General features: G+C 58.3%; 24 protein-coding genes. 7 read left to right on the top strand and 17 right to left on the bottom strand.

Annotated elements, in window-relative coordinates; genetic code table 11:
• Positions 1–31 precede the first annotated feature (31 nt).
• The 3 genes from ACIOMO_RS03650 (at position 32) to ACIOMO_RS03640 (ending at position 2903) form a co-directional block, all read left to right on the top strand.
• Complete coding sequence (locus ACIOMO_RS03650) at positions 32–1210, top strand: M20 aminoacylase family protein (protein ID WP_401238175.1); 1179 nt, start codon at positions 32–34, stop codon at positions 1208–1210.
• Positions 1211–1240: 30 nt separating this feature from the next.
• Positions 1241–2545: an MFS transporter gene (locus ACIOMO_RS03645; RefSeq protein ID WP_401238172.1), complete on the top strand. Its 1305-nt coding sequence runs from the start codon at positions 1241–1243 to the stop codon at positions 2543–2545.
• A 100-nt stretch (positions 2546–2645) separates the two neighbouring features.
• The gene (locus ACIOMO_RS03640) at positions 2646–2903 is read left to right on the top strand and encodes a hypothetical protein (RefSeq protein WP_053120488.1); all 258 of its coding nucleotides are present in this window, start codon (positions 2646–2648) and stop codon (positions 2901–2903) included.
• A gap of 43 nt (positions 2904–2946) precedes the next feature.
• Here ACIOMO_RS03640 and ACIOMO_RS03635 read toward each other — a convergent pair whose 3' ends face one another.
• The 10 genes from ACIOMO_RS03635 to ACIOMO_RS03590 all read right to left on the bottom strand — a co-directional run bounded on the left by ACIOMO_RS03635 (position 2947) and on the right by ACIOMO_RS03590 (position 13390).
• Positions 2947–3231: a hypothetical protein gene (locus tag ACIOMO_RS03635; RefSeq protein WP_053120401.1), complete on the bottom strand. Its 285-nt coding sequence runs from the start codon at positions 3229–3231 to the stop codon at positions 2947–2949.
• A 286-nt stretch (positions 3232–3517) separates the two neighbouring features.
• Complete coding sequence (locus ACIOMO_RS03630) at positions 3518–3748, bottom strand: hypothetical protein (protein ID WP_053120399.1); 231 nt, start codon at positions 3746–3748, stop codon at positions 3518–3520.
• A 121-nt stretch (positions 3749–3869) separates the two neighbouring features.
• Entirely contained in the window at positions 3870–4100 is a 231-nt protein-coding gene (locus tag ACIOMO_RS03625; RefSeq protein WP_053120397.1) for a hypothetical protein, read from the bottom strand.
• Positions 4101–4171: 71 nt separating this feature from the next.
• Positions 4172–5800 (bottom strand): ABC-F family ATP-binding cassette domain-containing protein, encoded by a 1629-nt coding sequence (locus tag ACIOMO_RS03620; RefSeq protein ID WP_401238167.1) that lies wholly within the window; start codon positions 5798–5800, stop codon positions 4172–4174.
• Between the two features lie 143 nt (positions 5801–5943).
• On the bottom strand, positions 5944–6981 hold the full coding sequence (locus ACIOMO_RS03615) for a DNA topoisomerase IB (protein WP_053120393.1): 1038 nt from the start codon (positions 6979–6981) through the stop codon (positions 5944–5946).
• A gap of 72 nt (positions 6982–7053) precedes the next feature.
• The gene (gene modC / locus ACIOMO_RS03610) at positions 7054–8133 is read right to left on the bottom strand and encodes a molybdenum ABC transporter ATP-binding protein (RefSeq protein ID WP_401238164.1); all 1080 of its coding nucleotides are present in this window, start codon (positions 8131–8133) and stop codon (positions 7054–7056) included.
• 3 nt (positions 8134–8136) lie between these two features.
• Positions 8137–8817: a molybdate ABC transporter permease subunit gene (gene modB, locus ACIOMO_RS03605; RefSeq protein WP_212550761.1), complete on the bottom strand. Its 681-nt coding sequence runs from the start codon at positions 8815–8817 to the stop codon at positions 8137–8139.
• Positions 8818–9585, bottom strand: a complete 768-nt coding sequence (gene modA / locus ACIOMO_RS03600; protein ID WP_400644915.1) for a molybdate ABC transporter substrate-binding protein — start codon at positions 9583–9585, stop codon at positions 8818–8820.
• A gap of 183 nt (positions 9586–9768) precedes the next feature.
• Entirely contained in the window at positions 9769–10830 is a 1062-nt protein-coding gene (locus tag ACIOMO_RS03595) for an NAD(P)H-dependent flavin oxidoreductase (protein WP_401238160.1), read from the bottom strand.
• Positions 10831–10927: 97 nt separating this feature from the next.
• Positions 10928–13390: an autotransporter gene (locus ACIOMO_RS03590; RefSeq protein ID WP_401238157.1), complete on the bottom strand. Its 2463-nt coding sequence runs from the start codon at positions 13388–13390 to the stop codon at positions 10928–10930.
• 190 nt (positions 13391–13580) lie between these two features.
• On the opposite strand from ACIOMO_RS03590, the gene ACIOMO_RS03585 reads away from it, so the two are divergent.
• Positions 13581–14564: an MDR family oxidoreductase gene (locus ACIOMO_RS03585; RefSeq protein ID WP_401238154.1), complete on the top strand. Its 984-nt coding sequence runs from the start codon at positions 13581–13583 to the stop codon at positions 14562–14564.
• 13 nt (positions 14565–14577) lie between these two features.
• Here the strand turns inward: ACIOMO_RS03585 and ada are convergent, their stop codons facing one another.
• From ada to ACIOMO_RS03560, 5 genes are all read right to left on the bottom strand, one after another.
• Entirely contained in the window at positions 14578–15645 is a 1068-nt protein-coding gene (ada, locus tag ACIOMO_RS03580) for a bifunctional DNA-binding transcriptional regulator/O6-methylguanine-DNA methyltransferase Ada (RefSeq protein WP_401238151.1), read from the bottom strand.
• 86 nt (positions 15646–15731) lie between these two features.
• Positions 15732–16397, bottom strand: coding sequence for a DNA oxidative demethylase AlkB (gene alkB, locus ACIOMO_RS03575; RefSeq protein ID WP_212550775.1), 666 nt, complete (start codon positions 16395–16397; stop codon positions 15732–15734).
• A 5-nt stretch (positions 16398–16402) separates the two neighbouring features.
• Positions 16403–17113 carry a 2OG-Fe(II) oxygenase gene (locus ACIOMO_RS03570; protein ID WP_212550765.1) on the bottom strand — a complete coding sequence of 237 codons (711 nt, stop codon included), beginning with the start codon at positions 17111–17113 and terminating at the stop codon, positions 16403–16405.
• Positions 17114–17206: 93 nt separating this feature from the next.
• The gene (locus ACIOMO_RS03565; RefSeq protein WP_282353989.1) at positions 17207–17380 is read right to left on the bottom strand and encodes a hypothetical protein; all 174 of its coding nucleotides are present in this window, start codon (positions 17378–17380) and stop codon (positions 17207–17209) included.
• A gap of 29 nt (positions 17381–17409) precedes the next feature.
• Complete coding sequence (locus tag ACIOMO_RS03560) at positions 17410–17712, bottom strand: DUF1883 domain-containing protein (protein WP_007946189.1); 303 nt, start codon at positions 17710–17712, stop codon at positions 17410–17412.
• A 211-nt stretch (positions 17713–17923) separates the two neighbouring features.
• Here ACIOMO_RS03560 and ACIOMO_RS03555 point away from each other — a divergent pair, with 211 nt between their 5' ends.
• Together ACIOMO_RS03555 and ACIOMO_RS03550 are read left to right on the top strand one after the other, a co-directional pair.
• Complete coding sequence (locus tag ACIOMO_RS03555) at positions 17924–18280, top strand: hypothetical protein (protein ID WP_159812356.1); 357 nt, start codon at positions 17924–17926, stop codon at positions 18278–18280.
• A gap of 71 nt (positions 18281–18351) precedes the next feature.
• Positions 18352–18582 (top strand): hypothetical protein, encoded by a 231-nt coding sequence (locus tag ACIOMO_RS03550; RefSeq protein WP_053120375.1) that lies wholly within the window; start codon positions 18352–18354, stop codon positions 18580–18582.
• A 3-nt stretch (positions 18583–18585) separates the two neighbouring features.
• On the opposite strand, the gene ACIOMO_RS03545 is transcribed toward ACIOMO_RS03550, so the two are convergent.
• On the bottom strand, positions 18586–18873 hold the full coding sequence (locus tag ACIOMO_RS03545; protein ID WP_053120373.1) for a hypothetical protein: 288 nt from the start codon (positions 18871–18873) through the stop codon (positions 18586–18588).
• Positions 18874–19013: 140 nt separating this feature from the next.
• Positions 19014–19202: a hypothetical protein gene (locus ACIOMO_RS03540; protein ID WP_053120372.1), complete on the bottom strand. Its 189-nt coding sequence runs from the start codon at positions 19200–19202 to the stop codon at positions 19014–19016.
• Positions 19203–19450: 248 nt separating this feature from the next.
• Here ACIOMO_RS03540 and galU point away from each other — a divergent pair, with 248 nt between their 5' ends.
• Positions 19451–20290 carry a UTP--glucose-1-phosphate uridylyltransferase GalU gene (gene galU / locus ACIOMO_RS03535; RefSeq protein WP_053120371.1) on the top strand — a complete coding sequence of 280 codons (840 nt, stop codon included), beginning with the start codon at positions 19451–19453 and terminating at the stop codon, positions 20288–20290.
• Positions 20291–20332: the final 42 nt, after the last annotated feature.

The following is a 20332-nucleotide window of genomic DNA, read 5'->3' as shown; positions in this document are numbered from 1 at the left end:
AAACAAGACTTTAAAAAATGAGGAGTACGTGATGATCGACTTGCCTGCGCTGCCCGGTATCCGCGCGATCGAGGAAGAAATGATTGCGCTGCGGCAACACATTCATGCCCATCCAGAATTGAGCTTTGAGGAGTTCGCCACTGCCGACCTCGTTGCCGGAAAACTTGAAGAATGGGGCTATCAGGTGCATCGCGGCATGGCGGGCACCGGCGTCGTTGGACTGTTGCGCAACGGCAGCGGTAGTAAAATGATCGGCCTGCGTGCCGACATGGACGCCTTGCCGATTGTTGAGCAAACGGGCCTGGCGTATTCCAGCCGAAACGATGGCGTGATGCATGCCTGCGGGCACGACGGTCATACTGCGATGCTGCTCGCTGCTGCCAGACATCTGGCCGACAGTCGCGAATTCGATGGCGCGCTGGTAGTGATTTTCCAGCCCGCAGAAGAGGGCGATGGCGGCGCGCAACGCATGTTGGATGACGGCTTGTTCGAACTGTTTCCCTGCGATGCAGTGTTTGCGATGCACAACATGCCGGGCCTGCCGGTCGGCAAGCTCGGTTTTTTACCGGGGCCGTTCATGGCCTCCACCGATACCGTGACCATTCGAGTCGACGGTATTGGCGGACATGGCGCGATGCCGCACAAAGCCATTGATCCGTTGTTTGTCGGCGCTGCGATTGTCATGGCGCTGCAAAGCATCGTCTCGCGCAACGTTAATCCGCTCGACACTGCCGTAGTCACCGTCGGCTCCTTCCACGCCGGCATCGCCCCGAACGTCATTGCCGATCACGCCGAACTGCAACTGAGCGTGCGCGCACTGAAACCTGAAGTTCGCGACGAATTGATCTTACGAATCACCGACCTGGCCGAAGCGCAGGCAACAAGCTTCGGCGCGAGTGCCACTGTCGTCGTCGATCAGGCCCAGCGTTTTCCGCCGTTGATCAACCATGCCGAAAGCACCGAATTTGCCCGACAAGTTGCCGTTGACTGGCTGGGTGAGGAGGGCCTGGTTCGCGATCTGCAACCGCTGACCGGCAGCGAAGATTTCGCGGTCATGTTGCAGCGCTGCCCCGGCTGCTACCTGCTGATTGGCAACGGGGACGGCGAGGGTGGCTGCATGGTGCACAACCCGGGTTACGACTTCAACGATCAATGCCTCGCGACAGGGGCCAGCTATTGGGTGCGCCTGGTTGAAACCTTTCTGCGCTGATTCGTGATCGATCTTTGAGGAGTTCACCCGATGTCTGCATCTGTTTCCAGCGCAATACCTGCGACTTCTTCAGTTCGAAAACCGCTTGGCGCGCGTGCCATTGCCGCGATCACCATCGGCTCCGGGCTGGAGTTCTACGATTTTTCTGTTTACAGCTTCTTTGCCACGCTCATTGGTCGGCAGTTTTTCCCGGTCGAAAGCACGTTAGGGCAGTTGCTGCTGTCACTGGCAACCTTTGGTGTCGGCTTCGGCATGCGCCCGATTGGTGGTCTGGTGCTGGGCGCCTACGCCGACCGCGTTGGGCGTAAACCGGCAATGATGGTGACGTTATGGCTGATGGCGCTGGGTTCGTTGATGTTTGCGATTGCGCCGACGTACGCGCAGATCGGCATCGCGGCGCCGGTGATCATCGTGCTGGCGCGGCTGGTTCAGGGCTTTGCGATCGGTGGCGAAGTGGGCGCCTCCACAGCGATGTTGATGGAATACGCTGACGATCGCAGCCGTGGCTTTTATGGCAGTTGGCAGCTGTTCAGTCAGGGGTTGAGCTTCATGCTCGGCGCGCTGGTGGCACTGGCGCTCAGTTCTTCCTTGAGCGCCGAGGCACTGGAAAGCTGGGGCTGGCGTCTGCCGTTTGTGTTGGGGATGTTGGTGATCCCGGTCGGCATCTACATCCGCCGTCACTTGAAGGAAACCGCCGCTGAAACGCCAGAGGGCAGTGAGGCGACGTCCAGTCTGCGAGTCATTTTTCGGGACTATCGGCGCACGGTCGTCAGCGGTGTGTTGCTGGTGATCGGCAGCACGGCATCCAGCTATATCGTGCTCGACTACATGACCAACTACACCGTGACTGTCCTGCATCTGCCGATGACCATGGGCACGACGGCTGCCTGTCTTGGCGCGCTGGTGCAGATCAGCCTGTCGATCTGGGCGGGGCGGTTGAGTGATCGCATCGGTCGGCGGCGCACGATTGCGCTGGGCTGCATTCCGATGCTGCTGCTGATTTATCCGGCCTTTATGTTGATGAATCTGTATCCGACGCTGATAACACTGCTGGCCGTTTCATTGGTCACCACGTTTCTGTTGGTGCTGATTACCGTGCCCACACTGGTGCTGGTGACCGAGCTGTTTCCACGGGCGATTCGTGCGACCGGGTTGTCGATCATTTATTGCCTGGGCGTCTCTGTTTTTGGCGGCTTTGCGCAGTTTTTTGCCACCGGGCTTATCGGGCTGACGGGCAATAACAACGCGCCAGCCCTGTACATGATGTTCTGCGTCGGTCTGACCTTGATCGGTTTGATGAGGGTCAAGGAGACCGCCGGCAAGCCGCTGGATTAGTGTTCGGCTGTTTGTTTCAGCGTTTCGTATGCCTTGGCCGTCGCTCTTTCAATTCAGCATCTATAGTCAAATTCCCAAGTCCAAACAGGTGGAATTCGTCATGAAACGATTAGGTCTGTTCTTCGCGTCTTTGGTTGTTGCAACACCGCTGTTTGCCGCTGATGACTTGTGCGCCATTAACTTGCAGAAACTGCACGACCTCAAACAGACGGCAGTGATGGGACAGCCTGCTTTGGGCAATATCCAGCAAGACCGTAAAGACGCCGAGGCCGCGCAAAAGGCAGGCGACAAACAGAAGTGTATTGATTTAACGAACCGGGCTTTGAAGACCGTGAAGGATGTTCAGGGCAACAACTAGTAAGCAATGGGCCGGCACTCGCCGGCCCATTTTATATTGCGGACTAAACGAAGGCTTGTCCGGCAAAGCCGCGAGGCAGGCGTTGACGCCCCGGCATCGCAGCCAAACGCTCTACCCATGAGGAGCGCCAGTTGACGGCGTGGTGTGTGGTTTTGGCCTGGCGTGTTGCGCGTCGAGCCGCGTTACGCTGATCTTTTCTGGCTTGCTTGTACGCATCGGTATTACGGCAGCTGCGGCACTTCACGCGATTGAGTTCGCGGCTGGCAGTGAGATGTTTGCCTTTATGCCCGCAGGCTAAATGACCGTCGACGTTGAAATGGATAACCATGAATCGTCTCCTTTGTGACGTGTACTAAATTGTGACCACTGATAGCCGCAGGTGTTCGCCGAGCCAAATTTCAGGCAAAAAAACACCCGCATGCGGGCGGGCGTTAAGTGTGATCTCCAAAGGAGTGACTTCACAGTAAGCGCGCAGATGTGATGATTTTGTGAAAATAAACAAATCAACGAGGAAAATATAAACGCCGGACAGATAATCCCTCGGTAGCACAGCCGTCGCCGCTCTAGAGCCCCGATCGAAAGTCGCAGCGGGGCGTTCGTGCTATTCGCGTTTGTTATCTAAACCGTGGCAGAGGCCGGTCAATGGGTCTGAGCGCCGACAGCGTGTTGCGAATCAACGGCGCGTCTTTCTCGATGTCATTCAGACGATCGCGAATACGCAGGGCGGTGGGGTGACCGCCTTGATGATCAACCCAGTCGGCGATCTCTTTGCAAGCGGCCGCGAGGCGCGCCTGCCGGGCGTCGAGCAAGGTGAGGAGGGTGGTGATGGACTCTTTTTCGGACATGGAACACCTCCGTTCGGTGAAACCGCTGAGCGGCAGCAAAAAGCCCGCGAACTGCGAGCTTTATGCCGTTGGGGCGCTGCTCCTTCAGCTGGTTTCAGTATAGACCCGCAAATGATCAGCATCAGGCTGACGATTCGCGAGCCGGTAATATCGAACTCGCTGCGTTGAGACGCAGGCATTCGCGCCGTGCGTCTTCCTCCCGGTCGTAGCCATCGCCGATGAAACCGCCTGTGCGTGTATCGCAAATGCGAAACCAGCCGATAGCTTCGGCGGGTTCGTGCTGGCTGTCCTCGGCGCGACGACCATGAATGATGATCTTGTTGCAACGCTTCACAACGAAAATGTCTTCCATGGCGTCACCGCAGCTGATTCGTGTCAGATCAACTATAGAAGCCTGTGGCAATCGTGCAAAAAATAGTCAGCTCAACTCGTCGGTTGCAGCAGCCAACCGCTTGGCTGCCACGTTAGCCGATGGCTTGGATTCAACGCTTGTAGAAACGTCTGGTCGTGGGAAACCGCGACAATGGCGCCGGGAAAACTCTGTAATGACTGTTCGAAAGCTTCCACCGAGGCCAGATCCAGATGATTGGTCGGTTCATCTAGCAAGAGCAATTGCGCCGGAATCTGGCGCCACAACGCCAATGCCAGTGCAGCCTTCAGGCGTTCGCCGCCGCTGAGCAAAGCGCAGGGCTGCGTCGCACGCTGGGCATTTAGTTGAAGGTGCGCCAGATAACTGCGCAGGTTGCCTTCGCTCAACGGTGTTTGCTGAGCCAGCAACTGGTCAACAATGGATTTTCCGTCATCAAGCAGACGCAGTTGTTGATCGAGAAATGCCATCGGTACATGAGACGTGCAGGTACCGCTGGCCGGTTCCAGTTCATCGGCGAGCATGTTCAGAAGGGTCGATTTACCGCAGCCGTTAGGGCCACTGACGGCGATGCGCATCGGCCCCTGGATCGTGAGACTCAGTCGGTTCGCCGGCGATAACCACGGCAGGCACGCATCCACGAGCGTGCAGACCTGGCGGCTGTTCGGCACCACGCTGCCCGGAAGATTGATCAGCACGCTGTCTTCGGGCAGCACCTTTGTAAACGCCTCACTCACGCGGTTATCGAGATCGGATTTACGCGCCTGATGGCCAACGCGCACATGTCCCATGATGTCCCGCGCCGCGCCTTTCATGCCGGCGCGTTCGATGCTGGAGACGTTCGCGGTTTGCGCATTGCGACGGCTGTTGGCGGCATGGCGCAGGATCGTGTCGTGCTCGCGTTGCAGGCGGGAACGCTCGCGCTGGCGTTCGGTTCTGGCTTGATCGAGTTGTGCCTGAGCGGCTGCGTGTTGCAGGCTTCGTTGTTCGGTAAAGGCTGAGTAGGAGCCGCTGAAAACATTCACGCCCAACGGCGTCAGTTCGACGATCCGCTGCATCCGCTCCAGCAACTGTCGATCATGACTGATGACGATCAGACCGCCGCGCCAGTGTTGTAGTGATCTCAGCAGCCATTGGCGACCGGCGCTGTCCAGATGATTGGTTGGCTCATCCAGCACCAGCAATTGCGCCTGGCTCAACAGCGCTTTGATCAGGGCGATTCTGACTTGTTGGCCGCCGCTGAGGTTTTCGGTGAGGTCGGTATCAGCGATATCGGTGAGTCCGCACTCATCAAGCATCTGCCGTAAACGTTCCGGCAAATCCCAGCGATCGCCGATGATGTCGAAATCGTCGGCGCTGGCATTGCCCTGGTCGAGGCGCTGCAGTGCTTCAAGTACTTGGGCTGTACCCGTCGCGTCCGCCACCTTTTGGCCAGGGGCGCCGACAAATGTTTGGGGTACGTACATCACAGGCACTGCGCTTGAAACGCTCCCGGAGGTGGGCTGTAGCTGCCCGGCAATCAGGCGCGCGAGCACGCTTTTACCGACACCGTTGCGACCGACAATCGCGGTCGGGACATGATCGAAATGCAGATTCAGTGCGTTGAAAATCGTCTCGCCATTGGCGAATTGGAAACTCAGCTGATTGAGCGAGACGAGGGCAGGCGTACGCGAGACGTGAGTCATCGGCACCTCCAAAAATGTCGTGAAGACTGACAAACGCCAAGCGGCGACTGTCGCGATTACATTTTTAGAAGGCCTGATTGTTCACTTCTGCGGTCATCCTGAAGAGGGGAAGGTGGCTAGCCTAGACGACGATGCGCGGACGATCAAGGTGCGACGGCCATCTCGCTCATCCGTTCGAGAAACATCGCCAAGGCCACTTCTTCACTGCGCAGCCCCTTGCGCACGCGTGGGCGCGGCAGTTCGGCGAGGGCGCCGAGCATGAATTTTTCCACCACCGCTGGGTGGATGTAGCACTTGCGGCACACCGCTGGCGTGTTGCCCAACTGTTTGGCGACGCCTTTGACCATGTCGACCACATGCCGTTTGGCCTCGGTTTCCGACTCCCATTGCAGTTCACGCAACACCGCCAAGGCCAAGGCGCTGCCGGCCCAGGTGCGGTAATCCTTGGCGGTGAAATCGGCGCCGGTCAGGGTTTGCAGGTAGCTGTTGACGTCGGAAGAACTGACGGTGTGGCGCTCGCCGTGTTCGTCCAGGTACTGAAACAGATTCTGTCCGGGGAGCTCCAGACAGCGTTTGATAATCCGCGCGAGGCGTCGATCCTTGACGGTGATCTGGTGTTCGATGCCGCTCTTGCCGCGAAATTGAAAGAGGATCGCGCTGCCATTCACTTCGACATGGCGGCTGCGCAGGGTGGTCAGCCCGTAAGAGCGATTATCGCGGGCGTATTGCGTGTTGCCGACGCGAATCAGCGTGGCGTCGAGCAGAGTGATCACCGTGGCCATAACCTTGTCGCGGCTAAAGCCGGGCGCGGCCAGTAGTGTTTCCAGTTGTTTGCGCAGTTTTGGCAGCGCCAGACCGAACTCGCGCAGACGCGAATATTTGTCGGCATCGCGCACTTCGCGCCAGCGAGCGTGATAGCGATATTGCTTGCGACCCCGGGCATCGCGGCCTGTAGCTTGCAGATGACCGCGCGGGTCGGCGCAGATCCACACATCGACATAGGCCGGCGGAACCGCGAGGGCGTTGATGCGTTTTATTTCGTCCGGGTCGGTAATGCGCTGACCGGACGGCTCGAAATAGGCGAACTTGCCGCGCAGTTTTTTGCGGGTGATGCCGGGCTGCGTGTCATCGACGTAGTGCAGGTCGGATGGCAGTGCATCGGTCAGCTCGGTTTCGGACATGGCGACTTCCTTAAGTGGCGCGGCGGTCTGTAAAACGATTGACCGCGCGCTCTCGCCGTGGTGCCGAATGATTTATGCGAGCACTGCAACTGCCTTGATTTGCGCCCAGAGTTGCTGGCCCGGATGGATCGCCAAGTGATCGCGCGAGTAGCGGGTGATGCGCGCGAGCAGCGGAGTGCCCCCGGCATCGAGACGAATCAGCACATGGGCGGCATTGTCCGCCGCTTGTTCGCTGACCACCGTGACCGGCAAGCGATTGAGAATGCTGCTGGACGCGTCATCGTGCAGCGCCAGACTGATGTCCCGCGCGTACACCTTGCAGCGCAGGGCCTGGCCGACGGTCATCGGTTCGTGAGTGACACGAATATTCATTTCGGTGGCCGGCAGTTGCAGGCTCAGCAGTTGGTACTGCGCATCGTAAGCGCTGACCTGACCTTCGATGATTACCCCGGCGTCATCACCCATTGCCATCGGCAGATCCAGACGCGCGAGGGTTTCGCCAATCGGGCCGCTGGCCAGCGCTTTGCCGTCGCTGAGCAACACCAGATGGTCGGCCAGTCGCGCGACTTCGTCCTGCGCGTGGCTGACGTACAGCACCGGAATATCCAGTTCGTCATGCAACCGTTGCAGATAAGGCAGGATTTCGCTTTTGCGCTGGCTGTCGAGGGCGGCGAGGGGTTCGTCCATCAGCAACAGTTTCGGGCTGGTCAGCAGTGCACGGGCGATGCCGACACGCTGGCGTTCACCGCCGGACAAATGCTGCGGATGGCGTTCGAGCAAGTGGCCGATGCCGAGCAGTTCGGTGGCTTGTGCCAGATCAACCCGGCGCTGCGACTTGGCGATACGTTTGAGGCCGAATTGCAGGTTGGCCAGCACCGACAGATGCGGAAACAGACTGGCTTCCTGAAACACATAACCCAACGCCCGTTTATGCGGCGGGACGAAAATGCCGTTGTCGCTGTCCTGCCAGATTTCGTCGTTGATTTGCACGAAGCCTTGCTCGGCGCGCTCCAGGCCGGCAATGCAGCGCAGGCAGGTGGTTTTGCCCGAGCCGGAATGTCCGTATAACGCGGAAACACCGCGCCCCGGCAAGTGCAGATCGACATCCAGGCTGAAGCCCGAATAAGCGATTTTCAGACGTGCTTCGATCATCGATCAGCTCCAGCCTGCGCGGGTTTTTCGGCTGGAATAGAGCGCCAGCAACACCAGGAACGAGAACACCAACATGGCGCCGGCCAGCCAATGGGCCTGCGCGTATTCCATGGCTTCGACGTGGTCGTAGATTTGCACCGAGACCACGCGGGTCTTGTCAGGAATGTTGCCGCCGATCATCAACACGACGCCAAACTCACCGACGGTGTGCGCGAAACCGAGGATTGCCGCCGTGATAAAACCCGGGCGGGCCAGCGGCAGAATCACGCTGAAAAATGTGTCCCACGGATTGGCGCGCAAGGTCGCCGCCACTTCCAATGGGCGGGTGCCGATCGCCGAGAACGCGTTTTGCAACGGTTGCACCACGAACGGCATGGAATAGATCACCGAGCCAATCACCAGTCCGGTGAAGCTGAACGTCAACGTGCCAAGCCCGAGCCATTGGGTGAACTGGCCGAGGAAACCGTGCGGCCCCATCATCAGCAACAAATAGAAACCGATAACGGTCGGCGGCAGCACGAGGGGCAGGGCGACGATCGCCCCGATCGGGCCGCGCAACCACGATTGGGTGCGCGACAACCACAGGGCAATCGGAGTGCCGACAACCAGCAGGATCGCGGTGGTCAGGGACGCCAGTTTCAGGGTCAGCCAGATCGCCGCGAAATCGGCACTCGTCAGCGACATTTAGAGCTGGTAGCCGTAAGACTTGATCACCGCAGCGGCTTTCGGGCCTTTGAGGTATTCAACCAGCGCTTTGGCGGCGGCGTTGTCTTTGCCTTTGTTGAGGATTACGGCGTCCTGTTTGATCGGGTCGTGCATGCTGGCTGGAACGATCCACGCCGAACCGCTGCTGACTTTGCCGTCCTTGTAGATCTGCGACAGCGCTACAAAGCCCAGCTCAGCGTTGCCGGTGGAAACGAACTGGTAGGCCTGAGTGATGTTCTGGCCTTCAACGATTTTGGCTTTGGTGGCTTCGGTCAGTTTCAGTTTTTCCAGCACTTGGGTGGCGGCCAGGCCGTAAGGCGCGGCTTTTGGGTTGGCGATAGAGAGATGTTGGTATTCGTTCTTCTTCAGCACGTCGCCTTTGGCATCGACATAGCCTTCTTTTGCCGACCACAGCGCCAGGGTGCCGATGGCGTAGGTGAAGCGCGAGCCTTTAACGGTATCGCCTTCTTTCTCGAGTTTTTCCGGGGTAGTGTCGTCGGCCGAGAGGAACACTTCGAATGGCGCGCCGTTCTTGATCTGGGTGTAGAACTGGCCAGTGGCGCCGTAGGCTGCGATCAGTTTGTGCCCGGTGTCTTTTTCGAAATCTGCAGCGATGGCCTGAATCGGTGCGGTGAAGTTGGCGGCAACTGCCACTTGCACTTCATCAGCCTGAGCAGCGCCGATGGCGAAGGTCGCCAGCAAAGCGGCCAGGCAAGTTGGGGCAAAACGTGAGGCACGAGTGGTCATGTAACAGCTCCGTTGTTGGCAAGTGCAGAGGGCAGTTATTGTTGGAGGTGGACTGCGCCGATGCGAGGGGGTGAATTCGCTATATAGCGAAATATATAGCGAAACACTCCCCTGTGGCGAGGGGATTTATCCCCGTTGGCGCGCGCAGCAGGCCCTCTTTCCAATTGCTGCGAAATCCGTCCGCTACCTCACAAGTTTAGCCAACGCCCCCTCAGCCAACTGCCTCGTCAATTCCGCACTACTGACGTCCCGCCCCAGCGTAAACGCCTGACCCGCCCAAAGATTGGCAAACTGCGCATCATCCTTCGCTCGCAACGGCATCAGCGCGCCACCGGCTAACGGAAAGGCCGGCGCCTTCGCCGACATCGGCCCGAGTTCGCGCATCACACGGTTGAGAATCCCACGCGCCGGGCGGCCGGTAAAAATGTTGGTGACGGCCGTTTCACTTTCCTTGGCTGTACGCAAAGCCTTGTGATGCGAGGCACTGACTTTCGCTTCCGGGGTGAACAGATATGCCGTGCCGACCTGCACCGCTGACGCACCGAGCATGAACGCCGCCGCCACCCCGCGAGCATCGGCAATCGCACCGGCCGCAATCACCGGAACCCTCACCGCTTCAACCACCTGCGGTACCAAAGCAAAGGTGCCGACCTGACTGCTCAGGTCATCGCTGAGAAACATCCCGCGATGGCCACCGGCTTCATAGCCCATGGCAATGATCGCGTCGCAGCCGTTTTGCTCCAGCCACACGGCTTCATCGACGGTGGTGGCCGAGGAGATGATTTTCGCGCCTGTAGCCTTGACCCGATCCAGCAGAGATTTTTCCGGCAGACCGAAGTGGAAACTCACCACTTCAGGGCGAAACTCTTCCAGCACCTCGCAAGCGGCCGCATCAAACGGCGCCCGATTGGACACCGGCGTCGGTGCATCAAAGTCGACGCCCAGTTCGCGGTAATAAGGCTCCAGCAAATTCTTCCATTCACGCGCGCGCTGTTCATCGGCTGCCGGTGGCTGATGGCAGAAGAAATTCACGTTGAAAGGTTTGTCGGTGTGCTCGCGGATCGTTTTCAGTTCTTCACGTAACTGCTCAATGCTCAGCATCGCGGCGGGCATCGAACCCAAGCCACCAGCGTTGCACACGGCAATCACCATCGACGAGTTCGTGGCGCCGGCCATCGGGGCCTGGATGATCGGCAACTCAATGCCGAACAGGTCAAGAATGCGGGTGTCTGGCCATTGGCTCATGAAAGCGGTACTCCGAACGTTGAAACGGGCAGGGACGGCTGAGCCGGTTTTTTAACAGCAAAACCGGACTCAGGGCCAGTCCGAAATTCACAAGCCGTTAACGTCGATGGAATCCGCCGCCTCCACCACCACCGAAGGAGTGATTCATGAATTGCGAGGAGTTGTGGAAGTTGTTGGTGCGCTGGTTGCCGAAATTACGCGCAGCGGAATCGCGATTGAGATTTTGCAGCTGTGGGTTGTTGTTCAGCGGCGCCGCGCGTGTGCTGCCACCACCGCCTACCATCGACTGCCAGCCACTGTCGGTTTTTTTGTAGACGTTGCCGTCGCGCCCGGCATAAACGTTGTTGCCGACCTGCGCGGCGCCACCGTTGCGGCCGTGAATAGCGCCATATTGGGTGGTCTTGCCGGTATTAGGGTTGTACACCGCGCCGCGATTGGCAGTGACCTGCGTACCGGTGCGCGTATTACCCTCTGTCAGGCGCGCGCCGGCGATAGCGCCGCCATTCGGCCCGACGACTGCACCGCTGCGGCCGGCCGAGTAATTGCCGTTGTAGACGTTGTGTACCGCGCCGCGTTGACCTGCGGCCGCCACACCGGTGCGCGAGTTGTAAGAAGAGCCGACCTGACCTGCCCAGCGATTGCCGGTCCAGGCGTTGTAACCGGCTCCATAACGGCTGACCGTCGCGCGGTCACCCCACTGGTGATAGATATTGCCGGTGGTGCCGGCCCATCCGCCCGGGCCCCACGCCACTGCGCCGCCACGATAACCATAAGCAGCGCCGCCCCAAGCCAGTGGCGCTTGATACAAGCGCGGGCCCCAGGCGTAACCCCAACCGTAATTTCCCCACCACGGATAAGCGCCCCAGCCCCAGCCCATCGCCACGGTGCTGCCGCCCCAACTCCAGCCGAAACCGTATCCGAATGTCCATCCAGTCCACGGGGTGTAACGGATCGCGACGCCGAAACCGTAAGTCACCGGCGGCCCGTACCAGACGCTACCGACCCACGGCGTGTACGGATAACCGGTGCCGTAAACCACGACATTAGTCACCGGATCAATATTGGAGCCCTGATAACCCGGGGTATAACCGACCACCACGGTATCGCCGCTGGACTCATAGACTTTCACGTAAGTCAGGTAATGCATCGGCGAACTCGGCGGGATCGAATAGATCACTGCCGGCACCGAGCTGGCCACGACCCACGGGCCGTTCACCGAGGTGGCGGTAAACCAGATGCCGTTTTCCACGGCGTACCAACTGTTGTTGTCGACCCGGATGATCGGTGTGGCGCTGTTGACTACATATTGCAACGGCGTGGTGTTGATCGCTTTGAGCTGCGGCTCGCCATCGAACTGCGGTGCGGTCATTTTCACCGCGCTTTTCTTGATCGCCGAGGTCTGCGGAATGGTCGCGGCAATCGCCGCTTCTTTCGCCTGCGGAGTACCGGCGACCGAGGCTTTGACGTTCTCTTTCGGGCTGTCGTCGGGAATGTTGGCGAAGTCTGCCGGCAGTTTGTCCGCCGGGGTAAACGTCCATGGGCCCTTCATGTCGCTGGCACGGAACCAGCGTCCGGAGATCAACACGTAACTGTTCTGATCACCGATTTCCTTGAAGATATGCCCGGTGGTATTACTGACGTAGAGCAGGCCGGTGCCCTGAATCGGCAGCCATTGCGGCGCGCCATCAGTTACCAGTAACTCGGTAGGCGTGGTCGCAATGAAGATCTTTGGCTGCGGCGGTTTGGCCAGGCTGGGGATCTTGTCTTTCGGATCACTTTGCCCGGTCAGCAGATCGACCTGACGGCTTTTGATGGCGGCCTGTTTGGCTTTTTCCAGATCGGCTGGCGGTTTTGCCAGGCGTGTGTAATCACCGTTGATCTGGTCGGCGACCATCCAGCCATCAAACACGTGCAGATAGTGTTTGCCTTGTTCGTCCTTGAGCAGCAGCGGGCGAGTATTGATCACTCGTTGCAGCGACGTGCCTTCCACCGGCCGATACGCCGCATCACCGTCGATGTACACCAGCATCGCCGGGACGTCGGAACTGATGATGGTCGGCGGGTTGTTTTCCAGCGGAGCGCTGTCTGCCTTCTGTTCTGCCGACAATACGCCGACAGCGGCTTCGAGCTGATCAAGGGAAATGGTTTTCTTGCGCTTGTCGGCGTCTTTTTGCAGCGCCGCCGCCCAATTGTCTGCCTGAGTGGCATCGGCCGGGAAATCGGCTTTGATGATTTTGTATTGATCGAGCGCGACCCAACGCGTGGCCTTGTCGACCAAGGTGTGGGCGCTGAACTCGACGATGCCGTAAGTGGATTTGCCATCAGCGCCGGTAGCTTCGACAGCCGCGCGAGCGTTGAGCGTGTAACCGTCCCAACTGTCGAGTTGCGGTTGGTACACAGTCAATTTCGATTTGCCGCTGGTAATGACTTGTGGCCACGCCGGCTCACTCGGTGCTGCAGATGTTGCCGCATCAGCAGCCGGGGCAGGCGCCGCCCACGCATTGCCAAATGCCAGCAGACTGAGCATCAGCATCACTACAAGAGAACGCGGGTGAGACATCGTCAACTCCATCGACAAGGTGATTCTAGAGGGCTTGGCCAAGATCAGCAGGGTAGTCGAAAAAGCATAGACGCCGACAATGAAATTACCCGATGAAATTTAAGCCAGACACAAAGTCGAGTGTGGCAACGTGTTGCGATGTGGTATTTCAAGGCACGACATTTCAACATCCAGCCATGCGAGGGCAATCATGTTCAACGCCATTGTGATCAACAAAGACGACAGCGGTTACCGCGCCGACCTGCAGCAACTCAATGAAGATCAACTGCCCGACGGCGATGTCACGGTGCAGGTGGCCTACAGCACGCTGAACTTCAAGGACGGTCTGGCGATTACCGGCAGCAGCCCGGTGGTGCGCAAGTTTCCGATGGTGCCGGGGATTGATCTGGCGGGCACCGTCGAAGCCAGTTCGCATCCCGACTATAAAGTGGGCGACAAGGTGTTGCTCAACGGCTGGGGCGTCGGCGAATCCCATTGGGGTGGTCTGGCGCAGAAAGCGCGACTCAATGGCGATTGGCTGATTCCGTTGCCCGAAGCCTTCACCGCTGCACAAGCCATGGCCATTGGCACGGCGGGTTACACGGCGATGCTGTGCATTCTCGCGCTCGAGCATAACGGCGTGACCCCGGAGCAAGGCGAGGTGCTGGTGACTGGCGCCAATGGCGGCGTCGGCAGCTTTGCCATTGCGCTGCTGAACACCTTGGGTTATCGCGTGGTGGCGTCCACTGGCCGGGCTTCTGAGCACGAATATTTAAAGCAACTCGGCGCCAGCGAAATCATCGATCGTGCAACCCTGTCCGAGCCGGGTAAGCCATTGGCGAAGGAGCGCTGGGCGGCGGTGATTGATTCGGTCGGCAGCCATACATTGGCCAACGCCTGCGCCAGTACGCGTTCCGAAGGCACCGTCGCCGCGTGTGGATTGGCGCAGGGTATGGACTTCCCGGGCTCGGTTGCACCGTTCATTTTGCGCGGCGTGACCCTCGCGGGCGTCAACAGCGTGACGCAACCCAAGGCCCGTCGCGTGCAGGCTTGGGAGCGTCTGGCCAAGGATCTGGATTTCGCCTTGTTGCCCCTGATCAGCCATGAAATCGCTTTAAGCGAGGCGATTAATACTGCGCCTGAGTTGCTTGCCGGGCGCATTCGTGGCCGGGTTGTGGTCGACGTCAATCGCTGAGAATCAGCCGACGCTAGGCCTGCGTTTCGCGATCCAGTAACAGGCGCTTACGTTCGACGCCCCAACGGTAACCGGAGAGGTTGCCGTCGCTGCGCACCACACGGTGACAGGGGATCGCTACCGCCAACCGGTTCGCACCACAGGCCTGAGCCACCGCGCGCATCGAGGTTGGCGCGCCGATGCGCAGGGCAATTTCGGAATAACTGGCAGTGCTGCCCGCAGGAATTTCCCGCAGCGCTTGCCAGACTCGCTCCTGAAACGCCGTGCCTCTGACGTCCAGCGGCAAGTCGAGGCCAATGGCCGGCGCTTCAATAAACCCCACGACTTTTGCGATCAACTGCTCAAAATCGCTATCGGCACCAATCAGATTGGCGCGGCGAAACTGATCCTGTAAATCACACACCAATTGGTGCGGATCGTCCCCCAGCAGAATCGCGCAAACCCCACGATCACTTTGCGCCACCAGAATCGCCCCGAGCGAGCATTCGCCGACAGCGAAGCGGATATCGTTGTTCTGCCCGGCCGCGCGGTAATCACCGGGCTTCATGCCTAAAACCTGATCGGCTGATTCATAGAAACGACTATTGGAATTAAAGCCCGCGTCATACAGCGCATCGGTCACCGAACCGCCGTCCGCCAAGCGTTCACGCACCCTGCGCGAGCGATGCGCGGCGGCATAACCTTTCGGGGTGAGTCCGGTAGAAGCTTTGAACACGCGGTGGAAATGAAATGGACTCAAGCCTGCTGTTTCCGCGAGGTCATTCAGCGTCGGTAACGTTTCAGACGACTCAATCTGCCGACAGGCTTGCGCCACCGTCTTCGCGTGTTGAGCGTTGACCTCCGTCTGATCTTTACCGGCGCGCTTACTCGGCCGATAACCCGCCGCTTCAGCCTCGGCAGCGCTGTCGAAAAACTCCACATTCTGTGGTTTTGGAAGGCGCGCCAGGCTACTCGGGCGGCAATAGATGCCGGTGGTTTTCACCGCGTAGACAAACTGCCCGTCCGCCCGTGGGTCGCGGGCAACGACGGCAGCCCAGCGTGGATCGGTTTCGATGTCGAGGTGGGGCGAAAGCGTTTTCATGAAGGTTAATCCGTTGGCCTGTTTGATTCAGGTTATCCAGCGCCGGCGAGGACAACACTCCGGGCCTTGCGGTCAAACTCTTAAGCTTATCCGGCTACGCGGAAGGTCAGGTTGATCCGCTGCTCACCGAGTTGTGGATGTCGACCCTGTTTGATCGGTAACACGCCATGAAAGCGCAGCCGATCGACGCCGCCCCAAATCACCATGTCGCCGTGCAGCAACGGAACACGTTGGGTCTTGTCGCTGCGGGCAAAACCGCCGAAAAGGAACATCGCCGGTAAACCCAGTGACAGAGAAACGATCGGCGCGGCGTAGGCATTTTCGTCTTTGTCCTGATGCAAAGACATTTTGGCGCCGGGGATATAGCGATTGATCAGGCAGGAATCTGCCACAAAATCAGGAAAACCGGCTTGGGTGGCGGCTGAATGGGCCAATTCAGCAAAGGCCTCTGGCATTGCTGGCCATGGCGCTCCACTAAGCGGGTCGATGCTGGAGTAACGGTAGCCACTGCGGTCGGTGATCCAGCCCAAAGCGCCACAACTGCTGGTACCGACGGACATACTGAATCCGCCCGGCGTCATCATGCTGCGCAATGGCGCCGCTTCAAGTACGTTTTCCAGTGCCGGTAGAAGTTGATCGACAACAGGCAGCGCGAAACCCCTCAGCACCCACGATTGTTCACCGATCTGGTCTGCGCGAGGCTGTTGTTGCGGTTCGTTGTCAGCGAACAGGTCGAAGTTGCTCGGTTGCATGGTGTTCACAATGCGTCGTGAAAGATGATGCCTAGGGTATGCCGATTTCCACTGTGCAGGCGACTGACGCCGTGACGCATGGTCACCCGATAGTCGCCGCGTACGCCTTTGACCGGTCGTTGGTTCACCGCGAAGATCAAGGCGTCGCCTTTTTTCAGATCCATGACGTGAACGCGTGATTGCATGCGTGGGCGCTGTTCGGTCAAAACAAACTCGCCGCCGGTGAAATCTTCGCCAGGCTCTGACAGAAGAATCGCCACTTGCAGCGGAAATAACCGTTCGCCGTACACGTCCTGATGCAGACAATTGTAGTCCTGCGGGCCATAGCGCAGTAACAGCGGAGTAGGGCGCGTCTGTTCGGCGGCGTGACATTGCTGAATAAATTCAGCGTGCGTCGTCGGAAAACGCTCGGGCAAATTCATGCGCGTATGCCAGCGATTCGCTAGCGGCGCGAGATACGGATACAACGCTGTGCGCAGCCGCTCTACGGCTGTGGGCAATGGATAGCGGAAGTATTTATATTCGCCGCGACCGAAGCCGTGGCGGGCCATGATGACCTGCGAACGGAACGGTTCGGTCTGCGGGTACAAGTCACTCAAACGATCACACGTCTGGCCAAGCAGCAGGGAACGGATGATGACAAAACCATCCTGATCCAGTTGCTGCTCCAGCGCTGACCAGTCGAGCGAATTCAGTCGGGCAGGGGACATTGGCATGCTGATTCCTGGACGCAAAGTCGAGGTGATCAGGCTAGACACATCCCTGCGGCAGAACACTCCGCCGCTTGCGGTCGAATTCGCAGCGGCGCCTTACAACGCTTTGCTGACGCTGATTTCGCTGATCACATCTTCGTTGTCATGCAGGGCATCGAGTGCAGCCTTGGCTTCTTCGGCGGTACCGTTTTCCAACTGCGCGAACTCAAAGCGGCGTTCGCCATTGAGTTTGTACTTGATAACGTATTTGGTCGTTTGGGCCACGTTCATGCTTACCTGTGTGCGTTGGCGGGATCGGCTCAGCTCAGTTTGGTGCTGGAGCGGCGAATGATCTTGATCGAGTGCGTCAGGGTCGGCTTGCGGGTCACGCTGATCGGCCGACGGTTGACGGTGTCGATGGTGATGTTCCAGAAACCGGTGCTCGGTGCGGTGATGCGGGCCGGAAACGTGTCGAAAGCGCCGCCGTGGTAGGTGTGACGACCGCCGTTCTTGAAGCTGCGGAAGTTGGCGTCGTTCATCAGACGGATGTTGCAGGTTTGCGAGCACTGGATGACGACGATGTCGTCTTCGTTGAGGTGCTCGCGCTGGTGAATAAATTTCATGGGCGCCTCCAGAAGGGCTTTTTCTACAAAATCAAAACGATAGCTTGTCGATTGGGCGCAGTTTATCAGCCCGCACGGGTTATTATCTGGCCGTCGGGCGTTGGTTTGACAATTTTGAACAGATATTCGCGATTGGATGCAGGTTAAATGCAGAAGACCTCGGAGAAAAACGGCATTTGTGCTGTCGGACGGTCTTTAAAGGAGGATTTGTATGAAGTGGGGTGTGGTGTGTCTGCCGTTGGTTTTGGCTTTGGGTGGTTGCGCGAATGTTGCCGAAATCAATGAAACGTTGCCGACCATGGTCGTGATCTCTGGCAAGAAGCCCCATGAGTATGCGCAGTGCCTGGCAGAAAAACTGGCTGACAGCCGTGGTGCATTGCAGGTTCAACCGAAGAAGGACGGTGTCGAAGTGATCGTCCCCGGCAAACTTTCCACTGGCGCGGCGGCGGTGTTCGACATCGAAGACCGCTCCGGCGGCAGCAGCATCAAGCTGCACGAGCGCATGTCCAATGTGCCGGTACGCCCTCGCGATGTGCGTAACGCGGCCAACGCTTGCATCTCTGGCTGATAGACTAACCGTCATCAGCATCAATGCCGCCACAGTCATGCTGTGGCGGCATTTTCATTTCTGGAGTCGCGATGAAGCGAGAGCAAGTGCGGGAGCGCCATGCAGAGGGCCTTATCTCTGCCACCCATGTCATCCAGAACCCGGCGAACTCGGGCGAATGGATTGTCTTTTTCAAGAAAAGCGCCGGTCGCAGCTATTTTCTGGTCGACGATAACGACGAAGTCGAATCGTTCAGCAAACTCGATGACTTGATCGAAGTCGTGCGTGGCCTCGGGATCAAGTTCGCCGAAATTCACATGTAGCGATTATTTGCAGACCACCACGACGCTGCGGGTTTTGTAGTTGCCGACGTCAACGCCCAGCGTTTTGTCGCTCTCTTTTGGCTGAGGTGTGCCGTCGGTGCCAACGATGCGGTAGCCGGTGCCTGCGCAGGAGGCGTCAGCCTTTTCATAGCAAGTGGCCCAGGAATTGGCTTCGCCAGAGCAATCGATGGTCAAGCCCTGTTCACCGGTTTTCAGGTACGTCGGCTCAGAGGTGGCGCAGCCGGCCAATGCCAGTACTGCAATCAGTGGCAAAAAATTGTTTATGTTCATAGATGTCGTCTTCAGCGAGTAGGGGGACTAGACGCTCTGACAGCGCCGGCGTGAAAAGGTTATAGCGATTGGCCACTTGTTTGCACGTGGACACAAAAAAGCCCTGCGTATTGGCAGGGCTTATGGCGTAACGCGGTCAATCAGTCTTGATTTTTGCCGCGACGCTTAGGCGCAGGAGGGGTGTAGTCGAGCACCGAGGCGACCTCAATCGCCATTGCTTCGGTAGGTAGCGGCCCGGAAACATCCTCGCCATTGGTGGCAGTAATGTGCCATTGGCCATCTTTGCCCTTGCCGACGGTGTACCCGTTGATGATTTTTGGTTCGGCCATCTATCTGTCTCGTTCGCTGTTTCAAAGTCGCCATGATACCGGCAAATGCTGGCGCTGGGTGATGATGCGCGTATGGTGGTAGATTCTTTGAGCTACGCTGATTTCGCTGCTCGATGATGCCAGCGGAACTATCCGCCAGAATATTTCTCTATGATGGCATCGGTTAGCCAGCGCGGGGCATTGTAAGGTGCACGCCGTCTGATTAGACTGCGCCGAAACTCGTACACACAGCCTTTTCAAGGACTTATATGATCAAGAAATGCTTGTTCCCAGCAGCCGGTTACGGTACTCGCTTCCTGCCAGCGACTAAAGCCATGCCTAAAGAAATGCTGCCGGTGGTAAACAAGCCACTGATCCAGTACGGCGTTGAAGAAGCTCTGGACGCTGGTCTGACGGAAATCTCCATCGTCACCGGTCGTGGCAAACGCGCTCTGGAAGACCACTTCGACATTAGCTACGAGCTGGAAAACCAGATCAAAGGCACCGACAAAGAGAAATACCTGGTCGGTATCCGCAAGCTGCTCGACGAGTGCTCGTTCTCCTACACCCGTCAAACCGAAATGAAAGGTCTGGGCCACGCGATCCTGACTGGCCGTCCGCTGATCGGTGACGAACCGTTCGCCGTGGTACTGGCGGACGACCTGTGCGTCAACCTTGATGGCGACGGCGTCCTGACCCAGATGGTCAAACTGTACAAGCAGTTCCGCTGCTCGATCATCGCCATCCAGGAAGTCGATCCGCAGGAAACCAGCAAATACGGCGTAATCGCTGGCGAGATGATCCGCGATGACATTTACCGCGTTCACAGCATGGTCGAGAAGCCAAAGCCGGAAGACGCTCCGTCGAACCTGGCGATCATTGGTCGTTACATCCTGACCCCGGACATCTTCGACCTGATCGAACAAACCGAGCCAGGCAAAGGCGGCGAGATCCAGATCACCGACGCCCTGATGAAACAAGCCCAGAACGGCTGCGTCATGGCCTACAAGTTCAAAGGCAAGCGTTTCGACTGCGGTGGTGCTGAAGGCTACATCGAAGCGACCAACTTCTGCTTCGAGAACTTCTACAAGACTGGCAAGGCTTACTAAGAGCGCTTGATCCGTTTGTAGCACCTTCGCACGATGTCATTT

Source organism: Pseudomonas sp. NPDC087804 (genome assembly GCF_044742965.1).
GTDB lineage: Bacteria > Pseudomonadota > Gammaproteobacteria > Pseudomonadales > Pseudomonadaceae > Aquipseudomonas > Aquipseudomonas rustica.
Note: the sequence above shows the minus strand (reverse complement) of the source record. Positions and strands in the feature narration are given on the sequence as shown.

Coding starts and splice junctions, on each gene's coding strand:
- ACIOMO_RS03650 (WP_401238175.1), top strand. CDS start 32: ATGATCGACTTGCCTGCGCTGCCCGGTATCCGCGCGATCGAGGAAGAA.
- ACIOMO_RS03645 (WP_401238172.1), top strand. CDS start 1,241: ATGTCTGCATCTGTTTCCAGCGCAATACCTGCGACTTCTTCAGTTCGA.
- ACIOMO_RS03640 (WP_053120488.1), top strand. CDS start 2,646: ATGAAACGATTAGGTCTGTTCTTCGCGTCTTTGGTTGTTGCAACACCG.
- ACIOMO_RS03635 (WP_053120401.1), bottom strand. CDS start 3,231: ATGGTTATCCATTTCAACGTCGACGGTCATTTAGCCTGCGGGCATAAA.
- ACIOMO_RS03630 (WP_053120399.1), bottom strand. CDS start 3,748: ATGTCCGAAAAAGAGTCCATCACCACCCTCCTCACCTTGCTCGACGCC.
- ACIOMO_RS03625 (WP_053120397.1), bottom strand. CDS start 4,100: ATGGAAGACATTTTCGTTGTGAAGCGTTGCAACAAGATCATCATTCAT.
- ACIOMO_RS03620 (WP_401238167.1), bottom strand. CDS start 5,800: ATGACTCACGTCTCGCGTACGCCTGCCCTCGTCTCGCTCAATCAGCTG.
- ACIOMO_RS03615 (WP_053120393.1), bottom strand. CDS start 6,981: ATGTCCGAAACCGAGCTGACCGATGCACTGCCATCCGACCTGCACTAC.
- modC (WP_401238164.1), bottom strand. CDS start 8,133: ATGATCGAAGCACGTCTGAAAATCGCTTATTCGGGCTTCAGCCTGGAT.
- modB (WP_212550761.1), bottom strand. CDS start 8,817: ATGTCGCTGACGAGTGCCGATTTCGCGGCGATCTGGCTGACCCTGAAA.
- modA (WP_400644915.1), bottom strand. CDS start 9,585: ATGACCACTCGTGCCTCACGTTTTGCCCCAACTTGCCTGGCCGCTTTG.
- ACIOMO_RS03595 (WP_401238160.1), bottom strand. CDS start 10,830: ATGAGCCAATGGCCAGACACCCGCATTCTTGACCTGTTCGGCATTGAG.
- ACIOMO_RS03590 (WP_401238157.1), bottom strand. CDS start 13,390: ATGTCTCACCCGCGTTCTCTTGTAGTGATGCTGATGCTCAGTCTGCTG.
- ACIOMO_RS03585 (WP_401238154.1), top strand. CDS start 13,581: ATGTTCAACGCCATTGTGATCAACAAAGACGACAGCGGTTACCGCGCC.
- ada (WP_401238151.1), bottom strand. CDS start 15,645: ATGAAAACGCTTTCGCCCCACCTCGACATCGAAACCGATCCACGCTGG.
- alkB (WP_212550775.1), bottom strand. CDS start 16,397: ATGCAACCGAGCAACTTCGACCTGTTCGCTGACAACGAACCGCAACAA.
- ACIOMO_RS03570 (WP_212550765.1), bottom strand. CDS start 17,113: ATGCCAATGTCCCCTGCCCGACTGAATTCGCTCGACTGGTCAGCGCTG.
- ACIOMO_RS03565 (WP_282353989.1), bottom strand. CDS start 17,380: ATGAACGTGGCCCAAACGACCAAATACGTTATCAAGTACAAACTCAAT.
- ACIOMO_RS03560 (WP_007946189.1), bottom strand. CDS start 17,712: ATGAAATTTATTCACCAGCGCGAGCACCTCAACGAAGACGACATCGTC.
- ACIOMO_RS03555 (WP_159812356.1), top strand. CDS start 17,924: ATGAAGTGGGGTGTGGTGTGTCTGCCGTTGGTTTTGGCTTTGGGTGGT.
- ACIOMO_RS03550 (WP_053120375.1), top strand. CDS start 18,352: ATGAAGCGAGAGCAAGTGCGGGAGCGCCATGCAGAGGGCCTTATCTCT.
- ACIOMO_RS03545 (WP_053120373.1), bottom strand. CDS start 18,873: ATGAACATAAACAATTTTTTGCCACTGATTGCAGTACTGGCATTGGCC.
- ACIOMO_RS03540 (WP_053120372.1), bottom strand. CDS start 19,202: ATGGCCGAACCAAAAATCATCAACGGGTACACCGTCGGCAAGGGCAAA.
- galU (WP_053120371.1), top strand. CDS start 19,451: ATGATCAAGAAATGCTTGTTCCCAGCAGCCGGTTACGGTACTCGCTTC.